Source organism: uncultured Cohaesibacter sp., assembly GCF_963556055.3.
Taxonomy (GTDB): Bacteria; Pseudomonadota; Alphaproteobacteria; order Rhizobiales; family Cohaesibacteraceae; genus Cohaesibacter.
Map to the genome: position 1 here is coordinate 334,410 of NZ_CAUVYE020000012.1, position 16,813 is coordinate 351,222.

Annotated in this window: 19 protein-coding genes; 4 read left to right on the top strand and 15 right to left on the bottom strand. The window is 53.5% G+C overall.

Annotation, left to right across the window (positions count from 1 at the left end; genetic code table 11):
- Positions 1–109: 109 nt before the first annotated feature.
- The 8 genes from ACHZB8_RS07975 to nifH all read right to left on the bottom strand — a co-directional run bounded on the left by ACHZB8_RS07975 (position 110) and on the right by nifH (position 6,851).
- Positions 110–1,087: a hypothetical protein gene (locus ACHZB8_RS07975; protein WP_316859720.1), complete on the bottom strand. Its 978-nt coding sequence runs from the start codon at positions 1,085–1,087 to the stop codon at positions 110–112.
- A complete protein-coding gene (locus ACHZB8_RS07980) occupies positions 1,084–1,371 on the bottom strand; it encodes a DUF6129 family protein (RefSeq protein ID WP_316859721.1) in 288 nt (95 codons plus the stop codon). The genes ACHZB8_RS07975 and ACHZB8_RS07980 overlap by 4 nt, the downstream gene beginning before the upstream one ends.
- Entirely contained in the window at positions 1,368–2,069 is a 702-nt protein-coding gene (locus tag ACHZB8_RS07985) for a dinitrogenase iron-molybdenum cofactor biosynthesis protein (protein WP_316859722.1), read from the bottom strand. Before ACHZB8_RS07985 ends, ACHZB8_RS07980 begins: the two co-directional genes overlap by 4 nt.
- A 106-nt stretch (positions 2,070–2,175) precedes the next feature.
- A complete protein-coding gene (locus tag ACHZB8_RS07990; protein WP_316859723.1) occupies positions 2,176–2,373 on the bottom strand; it encodes a 4Fe-4S binding protein in 198 nt (65 codons plus the stop codon).
- Positions 2,374–2,479: 106 nt separating this feature from the next.
- Positions 2,480–2,692, bottom strand: a complete 213-nt coding sequence (gene nifT, locus ACHZB8_RS07995) for a putative nitrogen fixation protein NifT (protein ID WP_316859724.1) — start codon at positions 2,690–2,692, stop codon at positions 2,480–2,482.
- Between the two features lie 83 nt (positions 2,693–2,775).
- Positions 2,776–4,347 (bottom strand): nitrogenase molybdenum-iron protein subunit beta, encoded by a 1,572-nt coding sequence (nifK, locus tag ACHZB8_RS08000; protein ID WP_316859725.1) that lies wholly within the window; start codon positions 4,345–4,347, stop codon positions 2,776–2,778.
- Between the two features lie 83 nt (positions 4,348–4,430).
- Entirely contained in the window at positions 4,431–5,903 is a 1,473-nt protein-coding gene (gene nifD / locus ACHZB8_RS08005) for a nitrogenase molybdenum-iron protein alpha chain (protein ID WP_316859726.1), read from the bottom strand.
- A 69-nt stretch (positions 5,904–5,972) separates the two neighbouring features.
- Entirely contained in the window at positions 5,973–6,851 is an 879-nt protein-coding gene (gene nifH, locus ACHZB8_RS08010) for a nitrogenase iron protein (RefSeq protein ID WP_316859727.1), read from the bottom strand.
- Positions 6,852–7,328: 477 nt separating this feature from the next.
- On the opposite strand from nifH, the gene ACHZB8_RS08015 reads away from it, so the two are divergent.
- Together ACHZB8_RS08015 and ACHZB8_RS08020 are read left to right on the top strand one after the other, a co-directional pair.
- Entirely contained in the window at positions 7,329–8,225 is an 897-nt protein-coding gene (locus ACHZB8_RS08015) for an SIR2 family protein (protein ID WP_316859728.1), read from the top strand.
- The gene (locus ACHZB8_RS08020) at positions 8,222–8,656 is read left to right on the top strand and encodes a hemerythrin domain-containing protein (protein WP_316859729.1); all 435 of its coding nucleotides are present in this window, start codon (positions 8,222–8,224) and stop codon (positions 8,654–8,656) included. The genes ACHZB8_RS08015 and ACHZB8_RS08020 overlap by 4 nt, the downstream gene beginning before the upstream one ends.
- 66 nt (positions 8,657–8,722) lie before the next feature.
- Here the strand turns inward: ACHZB8_RS08020 and ACHZB8_RS08025 are convergent, their stop codons facing one another.
- The 7 genes from ACHZB8_RS08025 to ACHZB8_RS08055 all read right to left on the bottom strand — a co-directional run bounded on the left by ACHZB8_RS08025 (position 8,723) and on the right by ACHZB8_RS08055 (position 15,265).
- Positions 8,723–9,082 (bottom strand): 2Fe-2S iron-sulfur cluster binding domain-containing protein, encoded by a 360-nt coding sequence (locus tag ACHZB8_RS08025; RefSeq protein ID WP_316859730.1) that lies wholly within the window; start codon positions 9,080–9,082, stop codon positions 8,723–8,725.
- 83 nt (positions 9,083–9,165) lie between these two features.
- The gene (locus ACHZB8_RS08030; RefSeq protein WP_316859731.1) at positions 9,166–9,456 is read right to left on the bottom strand and encodes a 2Fe-2S iron-sulfur cluster-binding protein; all 291 of its coding nucleotides are present in this window, start codon (positions 9,454–9,456) and stop codon (positions 9,166–9,168) included.
- 33 nt (positions 9,457–9,489) lie between these two features.
- On the bottom strand, positions 9,490–10,752 hold the full coding sequence (locus ACHZB8_RS08035) for an FprA family A-type flavoprotein (protein ID WP_316859732.1): 1,263 nt from the start codon (positions 10,750–10,752) through the stop codon (positions 9,490–9,492).
- A 12-nt stretch (positions 10,753–10,764) separates the two neighbouring features.
- Positions 10,765–11,040 (bottom strand): 4Fe-4S binding protein, encoded by a 276-nt coding sequence (locus ACHZB8_RS08040; RefSeq protein ID WP_316859733.1) that lies wholly within the window; start codon positions 11,038–11,040, stop codon positions 10,765–10,767.
- An 11-nt stretch (positions 11,041–11,051) separates the two neighbouring features.
- Positions 11,052–12,650: a nitrogenase cofactor biosynthesis protein NifB gene (nifB, locus tag ACHZB8_RS08045; protein WP_316859734.1), complete on the bottom strand. Its 1,599-nt coding sequence runs from the start codon at positions 12,648–12,650 to the stop codon at positions 11,052–11,054.
- Positions 12,651–12,838: 188 nt separating this feature from the next.
- Positions 12,839–14,482 carry a nif-specific transcriptional activator NifA gene (gene nifA, locus ACHZB8_RS08050; protein ID WP_316859735.1) on the bottom strand — a complete coding sequence of 548 codons (1,644 nt, stop codon included), beginning with the start codon at positions 14,480–14,482 and terminating at the stop codon, positions 12,839–12,841.
- A 24-nt stretch (positions 14,483–14,506) separates the two neighbouring features.
- A complete protein-coding gene (locus ACHZB8_RS08055; RefSeq protein WP_316859736.1) occupies positions 14,507–15,265 on the bottom strand; it encodes an ATP-binding protein in 759 nt (252 codons plus the stop codon).
- 401 nt (positions 15,266–15,666) lie between these two features.
- Here ACHZB8_RS08055 and rsxA point away from each other — a divergent pair, with 401 nt between their 5' ends.
- Together rsxA and ACHZB8_RS08065 are read left to right on the top strand one after the other, a co-directional pair.
- Positions 15,667–16,248, top strand: a complete 582-nt coding sequence (gene rsxA / locus ACHZB8_RS08060; protein ID WP_316859737.1) for an electron transport complex subunit RsxA — start codon at positions 15,667–15,669, stop codon at positions 16,246–16,248.
- Positions 16,249–16,269: 21 nt separating this feature from the next.
- A complete protein-coding gene (locus tag ACHZB8_RS08065) occupies positions 16,270–16,806 on the top strand; it encodes an RnfABCDGE type electron transport complex subunit B (protein ID WP_316859738.1) in 537 nt (178 codons plus the stop codon).
- Positions 16,807–16,813 lie beyond the last annotated feature (7 nt).

Genomic DNA, 16,813 nt, shown 5'->3' on the forward strand with positions numbered 1-16,813 from the left:
TTTTGACTATCGTTATCCTAGCAAGGTCCATGCCACGATTTAACTTATTGATTTCATGCAACTAATCATCATTCACCAATTGTAACAAAGCTGACAAAGGCCCATTTTGTCAGATTAGTGACGGAAGTCTATTGAGGCCGAAACTATAAGGATAGCGGATCCAGTTCTCCAGAATCTCGAGATCCTTTTCCGGCAGATAGCGATAATTGCGCTGGTGATCGGTATAGACGGCCAGTGCAATCTGGGGCCAGATTTTCTGTTCAACCAGCATGTTGAAATACCAGGCAAACGGGAAACCGGCATTCTTGTCATATTCCTTGAGGAAATTGGACAGGGCCGTTCCGCTCATACCTGCGATATTGTCCGCTGGCACGGGCAGTTTTTTGACAGGCACCGGAGTGGCCTCTGTCTTGCGTTCGCCGAAGCGGTCAAGGAAAGGCAAGAGTTTGAGGACAAAGTGGTCACAGAAACGCAGTTTTCCGCCGGCAATCGAGTTGTCCCATTCTTCCAGAAAACGGATATAGCGCAGATCTGAGCCTTCCGATGCGACCTGCTTGCCGACCAGTTCGCTGATGTCGGTCACCGAATGGAACTCATAACGAGGCGGGGTCAGCTCCCTTGGTTCAACCCGAGCCTTGAAGGCACCATGGGGATCGAGCAGATCCTCAAGATCATCAGGTATCTGATCATTGACAAAAAGCGGATGGTCAACAACTTCGGTGAGTTCCTCCACCTTGAGCTGAACAAAGTCGGACGCGCCCTTTCCGGTCGGAGCAACAAAATAGTGGCACTGTCCATCAAAGCGCGTGGTGTAATAGTCCGACGCGCCATATTTCTCGTAAAGCGTGAACATGTCATGATCGGATTCGCTTTCGGCCCATTCACGCAGACCAGCCGCGATGCGATTGCCATCCGCATCGACAAGCCCGCCAAGTCGGTACCAACCCGAAAGGGTCGCGCGATAGCGAAATGGCAAGTCGGGCAAAATCGTGCTGACCGCCTCCACAAGCGAGACATGATGCACGCCCGGCTTGATTTCATGACAAATCTGTTTCAACTGCTCAAGACGCGGTTCAAAATTGGTCATTCTTCTTCCTCTTCCCCCTCCTCGTCTTCAATCTCGGCAACAACAATGCCGGTTGCGCTGTCCGGCTCGGATGTGAAATTGATGCATCCCCCGCCACCGCTCACCAGATAGAGATTGAAATCCTCATGCGTCCTTGCAGGACGCGAAGCGCAGACATCATCATCGAGACAATATGTAAAATGGATGTCCGGCCATTGCTTGCGCAGATCAAGCGTGATCTGTTCGTTCAACGCGCTCTCTGCAACCTTCGCAGCGATCTCATCAAGGACAGCCTCGGCGATCATTCCTCTTTTTCCTCAAGAAATCCGGCCAGCGTTTTCGCTTCCTGCCCCATGACGCGTGCCAGCCATGGTGGCGGTGTTCCTGCCAGCACCTTTTGCAGATCCGAGAGGATATCGCGAGCCTGTTTGCCTGCCGGATGCTTGATTGGATGAATGCCCGCCCGAACCACCTTGGCGGCGGCTGGGCCACCGATTGAAATCACATGCAGCACATCGCAATCGGAAATGAGCGAAGCGCGCCATTTGTTCTTGTCCTCGACCTCTTCAGGCTCTTCGGTATAGCGCACATCGATCAGACGGATTTCATCTCCGGAGAGTTGATAGACAAGGAATTTTCGGCAAGAACCAAAATGCCCGTCAAGCTCTTCCGCGGCGTTTGACGCACAGGCGACGCGAATGGATCCGGGCATATCACCGTCTTCATAGGGCTTGATGGGAAGATCTTCCTCGGTCTGCCCCACCCCTTCACCCTTGAGGATTCTCAGGGCGGCCTTGAGATGGTCGGACGGGATCTTGAAAAAGGCCTGGCCACCTGCGGCACGGAAATGCTTCATGCCCAGATTGCTGAATTTGTCTTCGGTTATCGGCAGACCGACAGCCTCACCAAGGATGGTGATCAACTCCCCGACGCCAACGCCGGGCAGTCCGTTTGCGGCAAGGCCTATTCGCAAGGCCAGTTCACGCGACAATGGGGCGGTCATTTGGGACCTCCGAACAAGAGTTGCTCCCTGAAATTGGAATAAAAAAGGGGCGCGCCATCGAAGAGGAACAACAGGCTGCGGAAGATGAACGCGCCCCGCCCGGAGTTTATTCAGCCGGGACGATGCATCCGTCTTCAAAGCATGCATCCATGCATTTGGGGCTGTCGAAAGCCCCTTCACATTCGTTGCATTTATTTGGATCGATTGCGTATACGCCTTTTTTCGGCGAGATGGCACCGGTGGGACAATCCGGTTCGCAGTCTCCACAAGCGGTGCAAATATCGGACATAATCATCATGGCCATGGTTTGTCTCCTTCTGGTCTCGAGACGTTGGTGCAATTTCTGCGGCCGCGAGAAACACACCGTGAGGTTTGACGGCCCTTTCAGGCTGGTTTGTTCAAAGGGGCATTCAGCCCCGCTTGAATCGCAAGGTCGTTGGAAAGTCCGGGCGCGGAGAAATCGGGTCGATGAAAAACCTGTCCCCGTTGGACAGCTCCACCGTTCCACCCCAGGCATCTTCGGTATCGGTCTCGACCGAGGCAATCACCTCTTCGAGATCCTTTTTGGCGACATAGAAAAGCAGCTCACCCTTGTCATTATGTCTGAGCATTACGCTTGGCATACTGGGCTCCTTTGCGCCTCCCACTCCCCCCGCCATCACAAGGGACGACGAGGGGGTTGAGGGAGAGGTCAATTGATATCCGCTTAGCGGATCAGGTCGAAGTTGAAGTCCGTGACAGCCATGGTCATGGTCTCTTTGTCCAGCTTCTCAAGAACGGCATTGGTCAGGGTCGTCAGAATGGTCATCGCGCCTTCATAGCCCAAGGTCGTCGAGCGATGCAGATGGTGACGATCAAAGATCGGGAAGCCGATGCGGATCAGCGGCACATGGAAGGCTTCGCCCTTTCTGAAGGTGTCGCGCTCGATGAACTTGCCGTGGGAATTGCCGATCATGAAATCGGGTTTGTTGGAGAAGATCAGGGAGCGCATGTGCCACAGATCCTTGCCGACATGGACTTCGCAATCCTTGCCGTAAGGGCTTTCAGCGAGCATCTTGTCCATGGCCTTTTTCCAACGCTTGTTGGCGTGGTGACAGAGAATGTGGGTCGGCTCTGCGCCCAGCTCCAGCAGGAAGGCTGCCATGCCCATGACGAAGTCGGCATCACCCCAAAGGGCATATTTCTTGCCATGCAGCCAGGCGTGACTGTCCGTCATCATATCAACAAGACGGCCGCGTTCGATCTCAAGGCTCTGAGGAATCTCTGTTCCTGCGATTTCCGCCACTTTCATCAGGAAGTCATCGGTGGCTTTCAGCCCTATGGGAATACCGATTGCCGGGGTTTCGTGTTGCCATGTGCCTTTGGTGAATTTGCGGGTCTTGACCAACTGCCAAGGCTGCAACAGCAAAGTATCCATGGCGTTTGGTGCATCCTTGACTTCTTCCTGGGTTGTGCCACCCGAATACATCCGGTATTTGCCGTCGGCAGGTGTGTCCAGCACATCAGACGGATCACAAAGCAAGGTGTAACCGACACCCATTTCTTCCATATACCGACGCAGAACGCGATAATCTCCGAGATAGGTCATGAAGCCCGGCACGATATTGATCTTGCCGTTGGACCCAACCTCCTTGTCATCCATGGAATTGAGGGTGAAATATCGGATGGTCCCCTCGAACATATTGTCCCAACCGGTGGTATGGGAACCGACAAAGCTTGGCGTGTGAGCAAATGGAACGGGGAAGTCTTCCGGAATGTGACCTTCCTTGCGGGAGTTGCCGATAAAGGCATTGAGGTCATCACCGATCACCTCGGCCATGCAGGTGGTGGAAACCATGATCATTTCAGGCTTGTAGAGTGCCTTGGCATTCTCCAGACCATCGAACATGTTTTTCTGGCCACCAAACACCGCCGCATCTTCAATCATGGAGTCAGATACGCAGGCAATCGGCTCCTTGAAGTGGCGGTTGAAATAGGTGCGGAAATAGGCAACGCAACCTTGGGATCCATGCACATAAGGCAAGGCATTCTCGAACCCCAGAGAGCAAAGCACCGCGCCCAGTGGCTGGCAGGCCTTGGCCGGGTTGACTGTCAGAGCCTCACGGGAAAAGTTTAGCTCCTTATACTCATCGGTGGTGGTCCATTCGAAGACCTCATCGACCTTGCTTTTGGGAGCAAGTTCTTCAAATTTCTCTCGCTTTTCATCAAGTGACTTTTGATAGTCATCATCCAGAAACAGCGGATAACTGGGTTTGATATTGTCAACTACTTGGTTCATGTCGTCCTCCTTCGCGCCACCAATCTGTGAACGTGCGAAGTTTTGGCAAAGTGTTGGCGATCATCTCGCGTGTCTGATCAGAATTATTCCGCCGCAATGGCAGCTTCTTCACTCGGCTTTTTCCAAGGCGGTGTCATGTTGTCCCAACAAGGATTGTTGAGCGTCATGTCCATGTCGCGAGCGAAGATCGCGAAGCCGTCATAGCCATGGTAAGGGCCGGAATAATCCCAGGAATGCATCTGGCGGAATGGAATGCCCATTTTCTGGAAAATGTATTTTTCCTTGATGCCGGAGCCGATCAGGTCAGGCTTGACGCGCTTTACAAATTCTTCGAATTCATAGCCGGTGACGTCGTCATAGATCAGCGTTGCATTGCCCATTTCAGGGATCGTTCGGTCATAATCGTCGTTATGAGCGAACTCATAACCGGTGCCGACCACTTCCATGCCGAGATCTTCGTAAGCGCCGATGATATGGCGAGGACGCAAGCCACCAACATAAAGCATGACGCGTTTGCCTTCGAGACGCGGACGATATTTGTCGACCACAGCCTGCCATTGCGGCTTGTATTTCTCGATGACTTTCTCTGCGCCGTCCTTGATTTTGTCATCAAAGTTGGCAGCAATCGCCCGCAGGGATTCCTCGATCTTGGTCGGACCAAAGAAGTTATATTCCATCCAGGGAATACCGAACTTCTCTTCCATGTAACGGGAGATATAGTTCATGGAGCGGTAGCAGTGGAGCAGGTTCATCTTCGCTTTTGGCGTATTTTCCATTTCCGCCAGCGTGCCATCACCAGACCATTGCGCAATCACTCTGAGGCCCATTTCTTCAAGCAGAATACGGGACGCCCAGGCATCGCCGCCGATATTGTAGTCGCCGATGATGGTGACATCATAATCGGTTGCTTCAAACTCCTTGCCGGTTGCCGGATCAATGACCCAATCACGGATCGCATCGTTGGCAATATGGTGACCCAGAGACTGGGAAACCCCGCGGAAGCCTTCGCAGCGAACAGGAATGATCGGCTTGCTGAGCTCGGCAGATTTCTGCTTGGCGACCGCTTCGATATCGTCACCAATCAGGCCGATCGGACATTCGGACTGGATCGAAATACCCTTGGACAGCGGGAAAAGCATCTGGATTTCATCGACGATCTTTTCCAGCTTCTTGTCACCACCAAAGACGATATCCTTCTCCTGAAAGTCGGAGGTAAAATTCATCGTGCCGAAGGTGTCCACACCGGTCGAACCAACATAATAGTTGCGGCGACCAGCGCTCGAATACATTCCGCAGCCAACAGGCCCGTGGGAAATGTGGACGGTATCCTTGACCGGTCCCCAGACCACACCTTTCGAACCAGCATAGGCGCAGCCGCGAATGGTCATGGTGCCGGGTACGGACTTGCGGTTCGAAGTAATGCATTTGCTCGACTTGTCCAAGGACTGGTCATTGACTGTCAAATGCTTGGCACGTTCCGTCTTGGCTTTCTCTGGATAGACTTCAAGCACCTCCTGGATAAGGGCTTCGGTCTCTTCTTTCGTCATATCCGACATGGTTTTCTCCTGGCAAAGGTGAGAGCCCATCTGCCCTACACCTTGTTGGACGAATTGGGTCAAAGGTCCTTAGGCGACGGCGGTATCTGCGGTCTGGCCGACGATGCTTTCGTCTTCCGGTTCCATGATGCCGAATTCCATCAGCAGGTCTTCCAGCTCATCCATGGAGCAAGGGGACGGAATGACAAATTTCTGGTTCTCGATGATCTTGTTGGCGAGCGAGCGATATTCGTCGGCCTGTTTGCAGGTCGGATCATATTCGATCACGGTCATGCGGCGGATTTCAGCATGCTGAACGATGTTGTCGCGCGGCACGAAATGGATCATCTGAGTGCCCAGCTTGGCGGCCAGCGCTTCGATCAGTTCATCCTCACGGTCCGTGTTGCGGGAATTGCAAATCAATCCAGCCAGCCGGACGGAACCGGAATTGGCGTATTTCACAATGCCTTTGGAAATGTTGTTGGCTGCATACATGGCCATCATTTCACCGGAGCAAACGATGTAGATTTCCTGCGCCTTGTTCTCACGGATCGGCATGGCGAAGCCACCGCACACAACGTCGCCCAGAACGTCATAGAAAACAAAGTCGAGATCGTCCTCATAGGCACCCTCTTCCTCAAGGAAGTTGATGGCGGTGATCACACCGCGACCTGCACACCCGACGCCGGGTTCCGGGCCACCGGATTCAACACATTTGATGTCGCTAAATCCGACTTTGAGAACGTCTTCAAGCTCCAGATCCTCGACAGAGCCCGCTTCGGCAGCAAGATGCATGATGGTGGTCTGTGCCTTGGCATGCAGAATGAGGCGCGTGGAGTCGGCTTTCGGATCGCAACCAACGATCATGACTTTCTTGCCAGCTTCAGCGAGGCCAGCGACGAGATTTTGCGTGGTGGTGGATTTCCCGATACCACCTTTCCCGTAAATTGCGCATTGACGAAGTGCCATAGGTCTTCTCCTTGAAGGCTTGTTGATCTGTCTGGTCCCACAAACGACGGGTTCGCGAAACGTTGGATTGTCAATGGATTTGCAAGGGGTGTGCCAATTTGTCGATATTTTTCCATCTTGTTGTTTTAACTGCATTTATTCTCTTTCGACCAGATTTTCACTGCGTCTGATCGCCTCCATGGAGAAACGCGATTGTCGGATAGATGACAGGATGTTTGTCGGGATTGTTGTCGCTGTTTGTCGCGCCTGCGCCATACAAGGGTGTGCGCTGAGCCGGTCATGGAGAGAAACGCGCTCCGATTGCCGTGCTTTTAACCAAGCGAACCCGCAGATTGCCCGTTTCGTAGCGGAAAGGCCCCGTTTGGCAGCCCTAAACCCATCTCTTGACGGTAGTCTTCATGGTTGGTTCGAAACTTGCTTGTTGTCTTGAAGATCATTGAAGAGTCGCAAGGACAAAAACATCAAGGACATATTGTTATGGCTGATATGGATGACATTCTGGAAAAGATTACCGCTGGTGATGTGGTGCCCTATCTGGGGCCGGGCGTGTTACAGGATGTAAAGCATCTTGAAACCAACGAGCCCATGCCTGCGGACAGCGACAGTCTTATACTTGCGATGAACAGAGGCCGCCCGATGGCGCCCAAGCTGATGTATGAATTCCCGCGGGCTGCAATGAATCTGGAACTCAAGCGGGGTCGACGCTTCATCGAGCAATTTCTGACAAAGACCTATGGCCAGGAAGAGTGGAGCCGATCGGCTGTTCACGACTGGATCAAGGCGATCAGCCCGCGCTATGTCATCGACATCAATCGCGACCTGCAACTGCAACAAAGCTACAGCGACAAGCCGCATATTCTGGTGCAGGGCGTTTCACGCATTGGCGGCACCGACTATCGCTTCATTCTCAACGAATATGACGGCACAAGCTATCACCCCATCCCCCCCGAAAAGATGGGGCCTGATCTGCCGATCCTGTTCAAACCGCTCGGGTCCCCCCGGCCCAACCCGGCCTATGTCGCATCAGACGCCGATTTTGTCGACTATCTGACAGAATTGATGGGAGGCTTTGGGGTGCCCGCCTACCTCAAGCGCTATCGGGTCGGGAAACAATATCTGTTTCTGGGGATGCGGTTTACGCGTGACACGGAACGCATGGTCATGTCGGACATCACACATGACGCGGGAACACCTGCCGGCTGGATCCTTGTCGAGGAACCGAGCGACAAGGAAAAAACGCTATTGCGCCAAAAAGAATATCGAGATTCTGGAAATGAGCCTTTCGGACTTCCTGAAATTGGCAAAAACCCCAGTTGTCGCCTAGCTGACAAAGTGTTTTGCTATCATGCGAAAAGCAAGCGGAATAGGCCATGAACGAGAGTTTGATCAATTGGGACGAGAATACGCACAATTTCGGCGTAGACGACCTTGATTCACTCCATCAGGAAAGCACGCTTTTGGTCAATCATCTGGCAAAAACGCTGGATGAAGCCGTCTTCAAGGCTCTGTTCATTCAATTGCTCGACCACACAAAAGCGCACTACCATCTGGAAGAGAGCTTGATGGATCAAAGCGATTTTTCCGACAGTCTGGTGCACAAGTCCCAGCATAAGCGGATGCTGAGTGAACTGGTTGATACCAATGCCATGGTGCAGGCTGGCAACATTGCCATCGGGCGGGCCCTTCTTCTGGATATTCCGAGTTGGTTTGAAAACCATACGGCGATCATGGATCGCGCATTGGCCGACCATCTCAAGGCAAAAGGCTTGGCCCATAGTCCTTATCAAGCGCGCAATGGCGCTTGATAGTCTCTTGTTTCGAAGTCACTATTCGACGGAACCCTGCTCCGCAGAAAACTGCTCCGCTCGTCATCACATGGTTTCATATGTGATCCGAATGTCCTCGTCGCGAACGATCATCTGACAAGCCAGACGCCAGTCGCTGGGCATGTCATTGACAACAACCTTTTCAAGTTCATCCTTGCTCAGCTTGCCGATTTCACGCAGGACCGATTTTTCCTTGTCGGTCATGTGAACACCCATATGGGTCGGGCCTCCTTCAAGATCGGTCACGTGAATGACACAAGAGCCGCATTCGCCATCGCCGCAGTCAAAAGCAATAGGTACCTTATATTCCTTTGCGAGTTCGAGAATGGTCTTCTTGTGGCTGCCTGCTGGCGCGTAGATTTCGATTTCTTCAAATTCGGGATGTTGAAATACGATTTTTGGCATTGTTCAGGTCCTTTTTGTTCGATGCCGCATTGCTCTGGCAAACACCATTGCCGGAGGGCACATGCGCATTGAGTGGGCGCAAATCAGGCCGGTTTGACTTTGACTTCACCTTCACCGATGACCTGTGCCTGACAGGCACAGCGCATATCCTTGCCCGCCATGTTTTCCTTCAGAACCTTGTCTTCAAGAGCGGTTGGCTCTGACAGATGCTCCATTCCTTCCTCCACCGTCATGAGGCAGGTTCCGCAATCGCCTTCCCTGCATCCATAAATGATACCGGCGCCGATCTTTTCAGATACTTCGATCACGCGGGTTCCGCCCGGAACATTGACCGAAACATCAATGTCAGTGAATGTCAGTTTTCCTTTGGCCATACTTGTCTCCTTGGTCCGTTCTCTTTCAAAAAGTCATAGGTCTGCAAAGTCGATCTCTTTCGGCTTTGCCTTTCCAGCCAGAACTTGCGCGATTTTTCTGCCATAGGCTTTGCAATCGCCAAGCTCCTGTTCTGTCGGGTGAAATTTCATGCGCAGGCCCTTTTCGGGAACGCGCATTTTCAGGCCGCGCAGGCGATCCTCGATCATGCCGACAGCCTCTCCGGTCCAGCCATAGGAGCCGAAGGCAGCACCGAGCTTGCCCTTTGTCTCGATCGCGACAAGGGAAGCCAGCATGTCCCAGACCGGTTTGACCGCATCGCCGTTGATGGTTGGCGAGCCGAACATCAACCCGTCGGCATCCTCGATCAGATCGACGAAGGGCTCGACTTCCCCGCCCTGAAGATCATAAAGAGAGACAAGCACCCCTTCGACATCGCTCGCTCCCTCGTAAACGGACTTGGCCATGTCGGCCGTCGCTCCATAGGCGCTCATATAGAAGATCAGCAGACTTTTACTCTCTTTGCCCTGTTCGATGGGGATCGAGGAAGTGGAAAGGGTGCGGTAACTCCTGACATATTGCATCGGCTGGTCACGCAGGATCGGACCATGCGAGGGAGCAATCAGCCTTGGCGACAGGGCTTCAATCTTGTCCATAGCCTCAAGGACATAACGCTTGTAGGGGCGCATGATGTGCTTGAAGTAATATTCAAAGGAAAAGCGGAAATCGCCGACCAGATCATTGAACAGCCGGTCGTCGCAATAATGGCTGCCAAAGACATCACAGGAAAAGAGCAGCTTTTCCTCTTCCAGATAGGTGCATTTGGTTTCTGGCCAGTGCAGATAGGGCGTATGAACAAAGCGGATGGTTCGCTCACCGAGTTTGATGCATTCGCCATCTTCGCTGAGACAATATTCATATTGCCCCAATTCATCCTTGAGCGTCGCCTGCAATAGACGCAAGCCACGATGGGATACAAAGATTTTGGCTTGAGGGGCACGTCGCATCAATTCGGGAACAGCGCCCGCATGATCCGGCTCAAGGTGGTTGAGGATGACAAATCTGATATCCTCATAGCGTGTCACGCTTTCCAGGCGGGCAAAGTACTGCTCGGCGCATTCTTCCTTGACCGTATCGATGATGGCAACCCCGTCCGGGCTCTTGATCGCATAGGCGTTGTAGGTGGTGCCGTTGGCGGTTTTGAGGATCAGGTCAAACACCCGCAAATCAGGATCAAGCGCACCGATCCAGTGCACATCCGGCGCGATCTCAAGAGTTGCGTCTTTACCTAGCGACATTGTGTTGCCCACCTATAAAACGCCCTGCGCGACCAGTTCGGCCATTCTTTGCGGAGGAATGCCGGTCAGGGATCCCGGCGGGTTGGCAGCCTCGCCGAATTGATCAAGAATCGCGCCTTCTACCGGGCAGATGCTGGCGCATTGCGCATCGGCAAACTCGCCCTCGCAATGAGTGCAGGCCTTGGCCGTAATGACAAACTGGCCGTCCCCTGCGCAGATCGCATTTGAGGGACACACATCCATGCAGGCATGGCAATTGACGCAAAGGCTGGTGATTTGATAGCTCATGGATCGCTCTCCTATGCGCTCGCTGGCCGGATTTCTTCGCTCACCATGACACCGGTTCGTGCCAGCTCGTCATAAACGGCCATGAGACTTGGCACGATTGGTTTCATGGCATATTCGCCATTGGGTGTGATGCCCGCGTCTTCCAGTTGCGACCAGGGTTTGAACCCGACCTTGGCGCAGAGAACCACTAAGCAATCCTTGAGACTTTCGATTGTCTCGGGCAGCGCTGCATCACCCTCGCCGCAATGTGTCGGGCCACTGCAATATTGGGCGGTCTTGCGATGCCCGACGAGCCGAGCCCCATTGGGCGAGACTTCATAGATCATGAATTCCTTGGCGGATCCGAAATGTTCGTTGATGATGCCCTGTCCGCTGCTGGCGACCGCCATCAGAACCGACGGCAAATCGGGCATATTGCCCGCCCGGACGCCAGTGGCCAACAAAGCCCGGTCCTCCGCAGGATCGAAGGCTTCTGCCTGCCCCGTCTGGCTCTCATCGACGACAACCCCGTTAAAGGTAAACAGAGTCCCGCGTTTGCCGTGTCTCATCTGTTGCCTGAGATCTTGTTGCCGCGCCTTTTGCCGCTCGCGTTCCATTTCGATATTGGCTTGCACCTCGGCGCGATTCTTCATCGCCTTCTGATAATCGACATCGAGCGCGTCAATCTTGTCCATGGTGAATTCAGCCCCACGATCCTCGCCAAGGAGGCCGACCGCATCGGCGCGACACTGGCGGCAATGGCGCATCATGTTCATGTCGCCACAGGCATCCTGAAGTTTGGTCAGTTCAGCCTGAGTGGGGGCTCTTTGCCCCATGACGCCATAGTATGTGCCGTGCTCGGGCTCTGTGATCAGTGGCATGACATTGTGCAGGAAGGCCCCCTTGGCCTTGATGACACGACTGACTTCCCTGAGATGGTCGTCATTGACACCGGGAATAAGCACCGAGTTGACCTTGACCAGAACACCACGCTCAATGAGCATCTCCAGCCCCTTCTGCTGGCGTTCGATCAGGATTTTCGATGCTTTCACGCCCCGTATGCGGCGATTGTTGTAATAGATCCAGGGGTAGATCTTCGCTCCCACTTCCGGATCAAGCGCGTTGATGGTGATGGTCACGTGATCGACATTGCATTTCACCAATTCATCGACACAGTCAGGCAAGGCAAGGCCATTCGTTGAGACACAAAGCTTGATGTCGGGGGCCTGTTCGCTCAGTGCCTTGAAGGTGTCGAATGTTCGCTGCGGATTGGCCAAAGGATCGCCCGGGCCGGCAACTCCGAGGACGGTCATCTGCGGGATGGTCGCCGCAACCGCCAGAGTTTTCTTGACTGCCTGTTCAGGGGTCAACAACTCGGATACGACACCGGGACGGCTTTCGTTGGCGCAATCATATTTGCGATTGCAATAATTGCACTGGATGTTGCAGGCCGGGGCAACCGCAACATGCATGCGAGCATAATGATGATGGGCTTCTTCGGAATAACAGGGATGGTTCCTGACCCGTTCGCGAATGGATGCAGGCAATTGCTCAATATGGTCGTTCGAGCTGCCGCAAGAAATCTGGCTGCATCCGACAGACTGATCTGTTTGCGAGTGTCCTTCCAGCATTGCGCCCATAGCCTTTCATTTTGGTGGTCCAATTCCAGACTATGGTTTTGCAAGGGATGTGCCAGTCAGACACAAATCAACAAGATATTGAAATTACTATATAATTTTTAATGTAGCAGAAAAACTCTCTGTCGCAGATCCGACAATTTTCAAACGTGAAGATGCAGCATTCGTGACAATTGGAACAATCAGATTCTACGAACCGAAATGCCGAGGATCTTGATGCGATAGGCGATCTGTCTCGGGGTCATGTCGAGCAGGCGTGCAGCCTTTGCCTGCACCCATCCGGCCTCTTCGAGCGCGGCGATAACGCGCTCACGCTCATCGAGTTCTTCATCCTGCCACGCTTTTTCTGCCGTGCGGCCGGGAGGTGTTTCCTCCTGCCTTGTCTTGAGAACCGGAGGCAAGGGATGGGCGGGCACTCCGACCAGGGTTTTTTCGGGCAATCCCGAGAGTGAGACGACGTCTCGGTCAATGATGCCGTCCGGGCTCATGACGGCGGCGCGCTCCATGCAGTTTTCCAGCTCGCGCACGTTACCCGGCCAGCTGTGCCGCATCAGAAGGCGGATTGCGCTGTCCTTGAGCGTCAATTGCCGCCCCTGCTGCCGGGCGATTTTGGAAATCAGAAACCGCGCCAGTTCCGGCACGTCATCCATGCGCTCATGCAGGGACGGCATGTTGATGGCCATCACGTTGAGACGATAATAGAGGTCCTCGCGGAAATCCCCGCGTTCGACGGCGGCTTCTAGATCCTTGTTCGTTGCAGCGATGATACGGACATCGACCTTATGGGTCTTGTTGCCGCCGACACGCTCGAACTCCCCTTCCTGCAAAACCCGCAAGAGCTTTGATTGAAAGGCCGGGGTGATCTCGCCGATTTCGTCAAGGAAAAGTGTGCCGCCATCAGCTTGCTCAAAGCGCCCCTTGCGCATGGAGGTGGCGCCGGTGAAAGCTCCCTTCTCATGGCCAAACAACTCAGACTCCAGAAGATTATCAGGAAGCGCTGCGCAATTGAGCTTGAGATAGGGCTGGTTGGCGCGCGGCGAATTATAGTGGATCGCGTTGGCAATCAGTTCCTTGCCGGTGCCGCTTTCACCGCGGATCAGAACGGTTGTGTTCCACTTGGCCACCATGCGCACCTGATCGAAAATCAGTCGCATGGCGTCGGTCTCACCGATGATGTTTTCAAAGCCATGCTGGCGCTTGACGCTCCGGCGCAGACTGTCGCGCTCTTCACGCAGACGATCCTGTTGTTCCTGAACGTTGTTGGACAACAGGATTGCCTGACCGATGAGAGAGGCAATCATTCGCATCAGTTTGGCATTGTCTTCAAGAAACTTGTCGGCGAAATAGGGTTGCGCAGCGAACACCCCGACAGGCTCGTCTGTTCCAAGGAAAATGGGAGCGCCGATAAAGGGTCGTTTCGGATCATAGACCCCCAGACGATCAAGAAAACGGGGTTCATCGGAAATGCGCGGCACGATGATCATTTCCTTCTCGCTCAGAATAGAACCAACGATCCCCTCACCGGGCAAATAGCTGACATTCTGGGTAAAGGTTGCCTCGTCCTGGTGAATATCGATAATCTTGAGAAGTCCGGTATCGTTGTCGAGCAAGCAGATCATGCCATAATGCAGGCGTCCTTCTTCATGCAGCAGTTTCAAGACTTCCTTGGCACTCACATGCAGGTTCAAAGAGCGGCCAAGCAGTTGGCTCACTTTGTAAAGAGTTTCAAGCTCCCTGCGATAAAAAGCACAAAAAACAGGTCTGGGACAAAGACCTTCATCCTGTTCTATCACTTCTTCCGGAGTCGTTGGGCACTGGGTGTTCATGTTACTCGCTATTGGATCGTGGGATTAACAGGCAGGCAGGTTGATGCAGACGATGGAACCACCGGTAACGCTTTCGCGAATGTCGATGTCACCATGCAGGTCCGAAACGATCTGACGTGCAATCGCCAGTCCCATTCCTGCGTGATGCGGCCTTGACTTCCAGGCGGTGTAGAAGGGTTCGAAGATTTTGGCTCTTGCTGATCGCGCAATACCTGGACCGGAATCGTGAATGCAGACTTCCACGGTATGATCGGCACCTACGCGAGAGATGACACTCACCTCACGGCTGTTCGCGCCATGTTCATTGATCGCATTGATGGCGTTATCAAGAATGATACGCAGCAAAACCCGAATGACGATATCGTCACTAAAGATCATTGGCAGACTTGAGGAGGCATGCCAGTCAACCTCTATCCCGCTGGCGTCAATCCGGTCGGCGGAGACGATCAGACAATCCCTGATCGCTTCGTTGATATTGACGGGCGCGTGGAGAAAGTCCTTCTCATCAGGCAGAGACAGACGCAATGTGCGCGCAGCTTCGCGACCGGAATCAAGCGCCTCATCCAGCGCGCATCCCATTGGCGGGCAGCCGCTGGCACTCTTGGAGCAATTGCCGCGTTGCAGATTGTTCGACAGCGCGGTCATGACATTGAGTGGTTTTTGCAACAAGTAAAGGGCGCCATCGATGACTTCTCGCGTTCGATACTCCATTTCCATTTCAGCCATGCGGGCCCTGATGGCATTCAGTCGCGCCTTTTCATATTCCTGCTTCTGAAATTCCACGAGCTGGCATCTGGATGCGCATTCTGCGGTATAGAAAGGGACGTGCGCCCGATTTGCGAGAGGTTCCGGCATTTCTTTCCATCACTCGAGTTGCTGTTGCGTCCCTCAAATCGATGCAATTTGTATGCCGGTCTTGGTTTTCCTCCGTTTTCCGGGCTTTTTGCCAAGCTCGAGCCCTTTGCCCGATAACAATTGTCGCCTTTACGACATTTTTTTAGGCGCGCAGCCCTTGCTTGTTGCAAATGCGTCAAAACACGCCAGCCTGCCCAATTTTGGTTTGCCCTGCAAAAATCGGAGGTTTCAGCCAGCCAGCCCGATACGATCCGTCGTTGGCACGTTTGATGCAAAGTCTTATTCGAACTTCATTTTCTGACAAAACCCCGAAGCGAACGGAGTGCCAGATGGAACATACATTGCTGATCCTTTTGGAAACGGCGCTCGTGAATAACGTTGTGTTGGTCAAGTTTCTCGGGCTTTGCCCGTTTCTTGGCGTGTCGAACAAGCTTTCGGCAGCCTTGGGAATGGGTTTTGCCACGACATTTGTCCTCACGATTGCAGCGACGGCTGCGTGGGCTGTCGAGAAGCTGGTCCTTGAGCCGCTGGGACTGCAATATCTGCGTATCCTCACTCTGATCCTGCTGATTGCCGCCATCGTTCAATTCACGGAAATGGCGATCAACAAATTGTCGCCGGTTCTTCACCAGAGGCTCGGGATATATCTGCCGCTAATCACCACCAACTGCGCCGTTCTGGGCGTTGCCCTTCTGAATATTCAGGAAGATCACACCTTCCTTGAGAGTGTGTTGTTTGGCCTTGGCTCGGCGGCTGGCTTCTCTCTGGTGCTGGTTCTTTTCGCCGGGTTGAGGGAACGGATCAGGCTCGCGGAGGTTCCCACCCTGTTCAAGGGAACGCCGATTGCCTTTTTGACCGCTGGCTTCCTGTCGCTGTCGTTCATGGGATTTGCCGGCCTTGTTTCACACTGATTGCACCCAGAGGACTCAGACATGTTTACAGCAATGAGCGCACTTCTGATCATGGGGCTCATTTTGGGCGGTGGCCTTGGTCTCGCAGCGCTCTATTTGCGAGTTGAGGGTAATCCGATAGCCAAGGAAGTGGAAGACCTTCTGCCCGGCTCCAACTGTGGGCAATGTGGTTTCCTCGGCTGCGCAGACGCGGCCAATGCTCTGGCCGAGCACAAGGCAGACGTTACCCTGTGTCCACCGGGTGGCAAATCGCTTGCTGCCGAGCTTGCCGACAAACTCGGGGTCGAAGCGGACTTGTCCGACATGGAAGACACCGGGCCTGTCATCGCCTTCATTTTCGAGGATCTTTGCATCGGATGCACCAAATGCATGAAACGGTGCCCGACGGACGCGATCATCGGCGCTTCCAAGCAAATTCACGGCGTTGTCGATGATGCTTGCACAGGATGCAAGAAATGCGTCGAGATCTGCCCGACCGGCGCAATCACGATGCGCGAAGAAACATCAACCCTCCAGACATGGCACTGGCCTAAACCCGACCTGCCATTGGCAAGCTAAGGGACCG

Excerpts from the sequence above, each read along its gene's own strand:
- nifH (WP_316859727.1), bottom strand. The coding sequence starts at position 6,851 with ATGGCACTTCGTCAATGCGCAATTTACGGGAAAGGTGGTATCGGGAAA.
- nifK (WP_316859725.1), bottom strand. The coding sequence starts at position 4,347 with ATGAACCAAGTAGTTGACAATATCAAACCCAGTTATCCGCTGTTTCTG.
- nifT (WP_316859724.1), bottom strand. The coding sequence starts at position 2,692 with ATGCCAAGCGTAATGCTCAGACATAATGACAAGGGTGAGCTGCTTTTC.
- ACHZB8_RS08025 (WP_316859730.1), bottom strand. The coding sequence starts at position 9,082 with ATGCCAAAAATCGTATTTCAACATCCCGAATTTGAAGAAATCGAAATC.
- ACHZB8_RS08065 (WP_316859738.1), top strand. The coding sequence starts at position 16,270 with ATGTTTACAGCAATGAGCGCACTTCTGATCATGGGGCTCATTTTGGGC.
- ACHZB8_RS08015 (WP_316859728.1), top strand. The coding sequence starts at position 7,329 with ATGGCTGATATGGATGACATTCTGGAAAAGATTACCGCTGGTGATGTG.
- ACHZB8_RS08035 (WP_316859732.1), bottom strand. The coding sequence starts at position 10,752 with ATGTCGCTAGGTAAAGACGCAACTCTTGAGATCGCGCCGGATGTGCAC.
- ACHZB8_RS08040 (WP_316859733.1), bottom strand. The coding sequence starts at position 11,040 with ATGAGCTATCAAATCACCAGCCTTTGCGTCAATTGCCATGCCTGCATG.
- ACHZB8_RS07985 (WP_316859722.1), bottom strand. The coding sequence starts at position 2,069 with ATGACCGCCCCATTGTCGCGTGAACTGGCCTTGCGAATAGGCCTTGCC.
- nifA (WP_316859735.1), bottom strand. The coding sequence starts at position 14,482 with ATGAACACCCAGTGCCCAACGACTCCGGAAGAAGTGATAGAACAGGAT.
- rsxA (WP_316859737.1), top strand. The coding sequence starts at position 15,667 with ATGGAACATACATTGCTGATCCTTTTGGAAACGGCGCTCGTGAATAAC.
- ACHZB8_RS08020 (WP_316859729.1), top strand. The coding sequence starts at position 8,222 with ATGAACGAGAGTTTGATCAATTGGGACGAGAATACGCACAATTTCGGC.
- ACHZB8_RS08030 (WP_316859731.1), bottom strand. The coding sequence starts at position 9,456 with ATGGCCAAAGGAAAACTGACATTCACTGACATTGATGTTTCGGTCAAT.
- ACHZB8_RS07990 (WP_316859723.1), bottom strand. The coding sequence starts at position 2,373 with ATGGCCATGATGATTATGTCCGATATTTGCACCGCTTGTGGAGACTGC.
- nifD (WP_316859726.1), bottom strand. The coding sequence starts at position 5,903 with ATGTCGGATATGACGAAAGAAGAGACCGAAGCCCTTATCCAGGAGGTG.
- ACHZB8_RS07980 (WP_316859721.1), bottom strand. The coding sequence starts at position 1,371 with ATGATCGCCGAGGCTGTCCTTGATGAGATCGCTGCGAAGGTTGCAGAG.
- nifB (WP_316859734.1), bottom strand. The coding sequence starts at position 12,650 with ATGCTGGAAGGACACTCGCAAACAGATCAGTCTGTCGGATGCAGCCAG.
- ACHZB8_RS07975 (WP_316859720.1), bottom strand. The coding sequence starts at position 1,087 with ATGACCAATTTTGAACCGCGTCTTGAGCAGTTGAAACAGATTTGTCAT.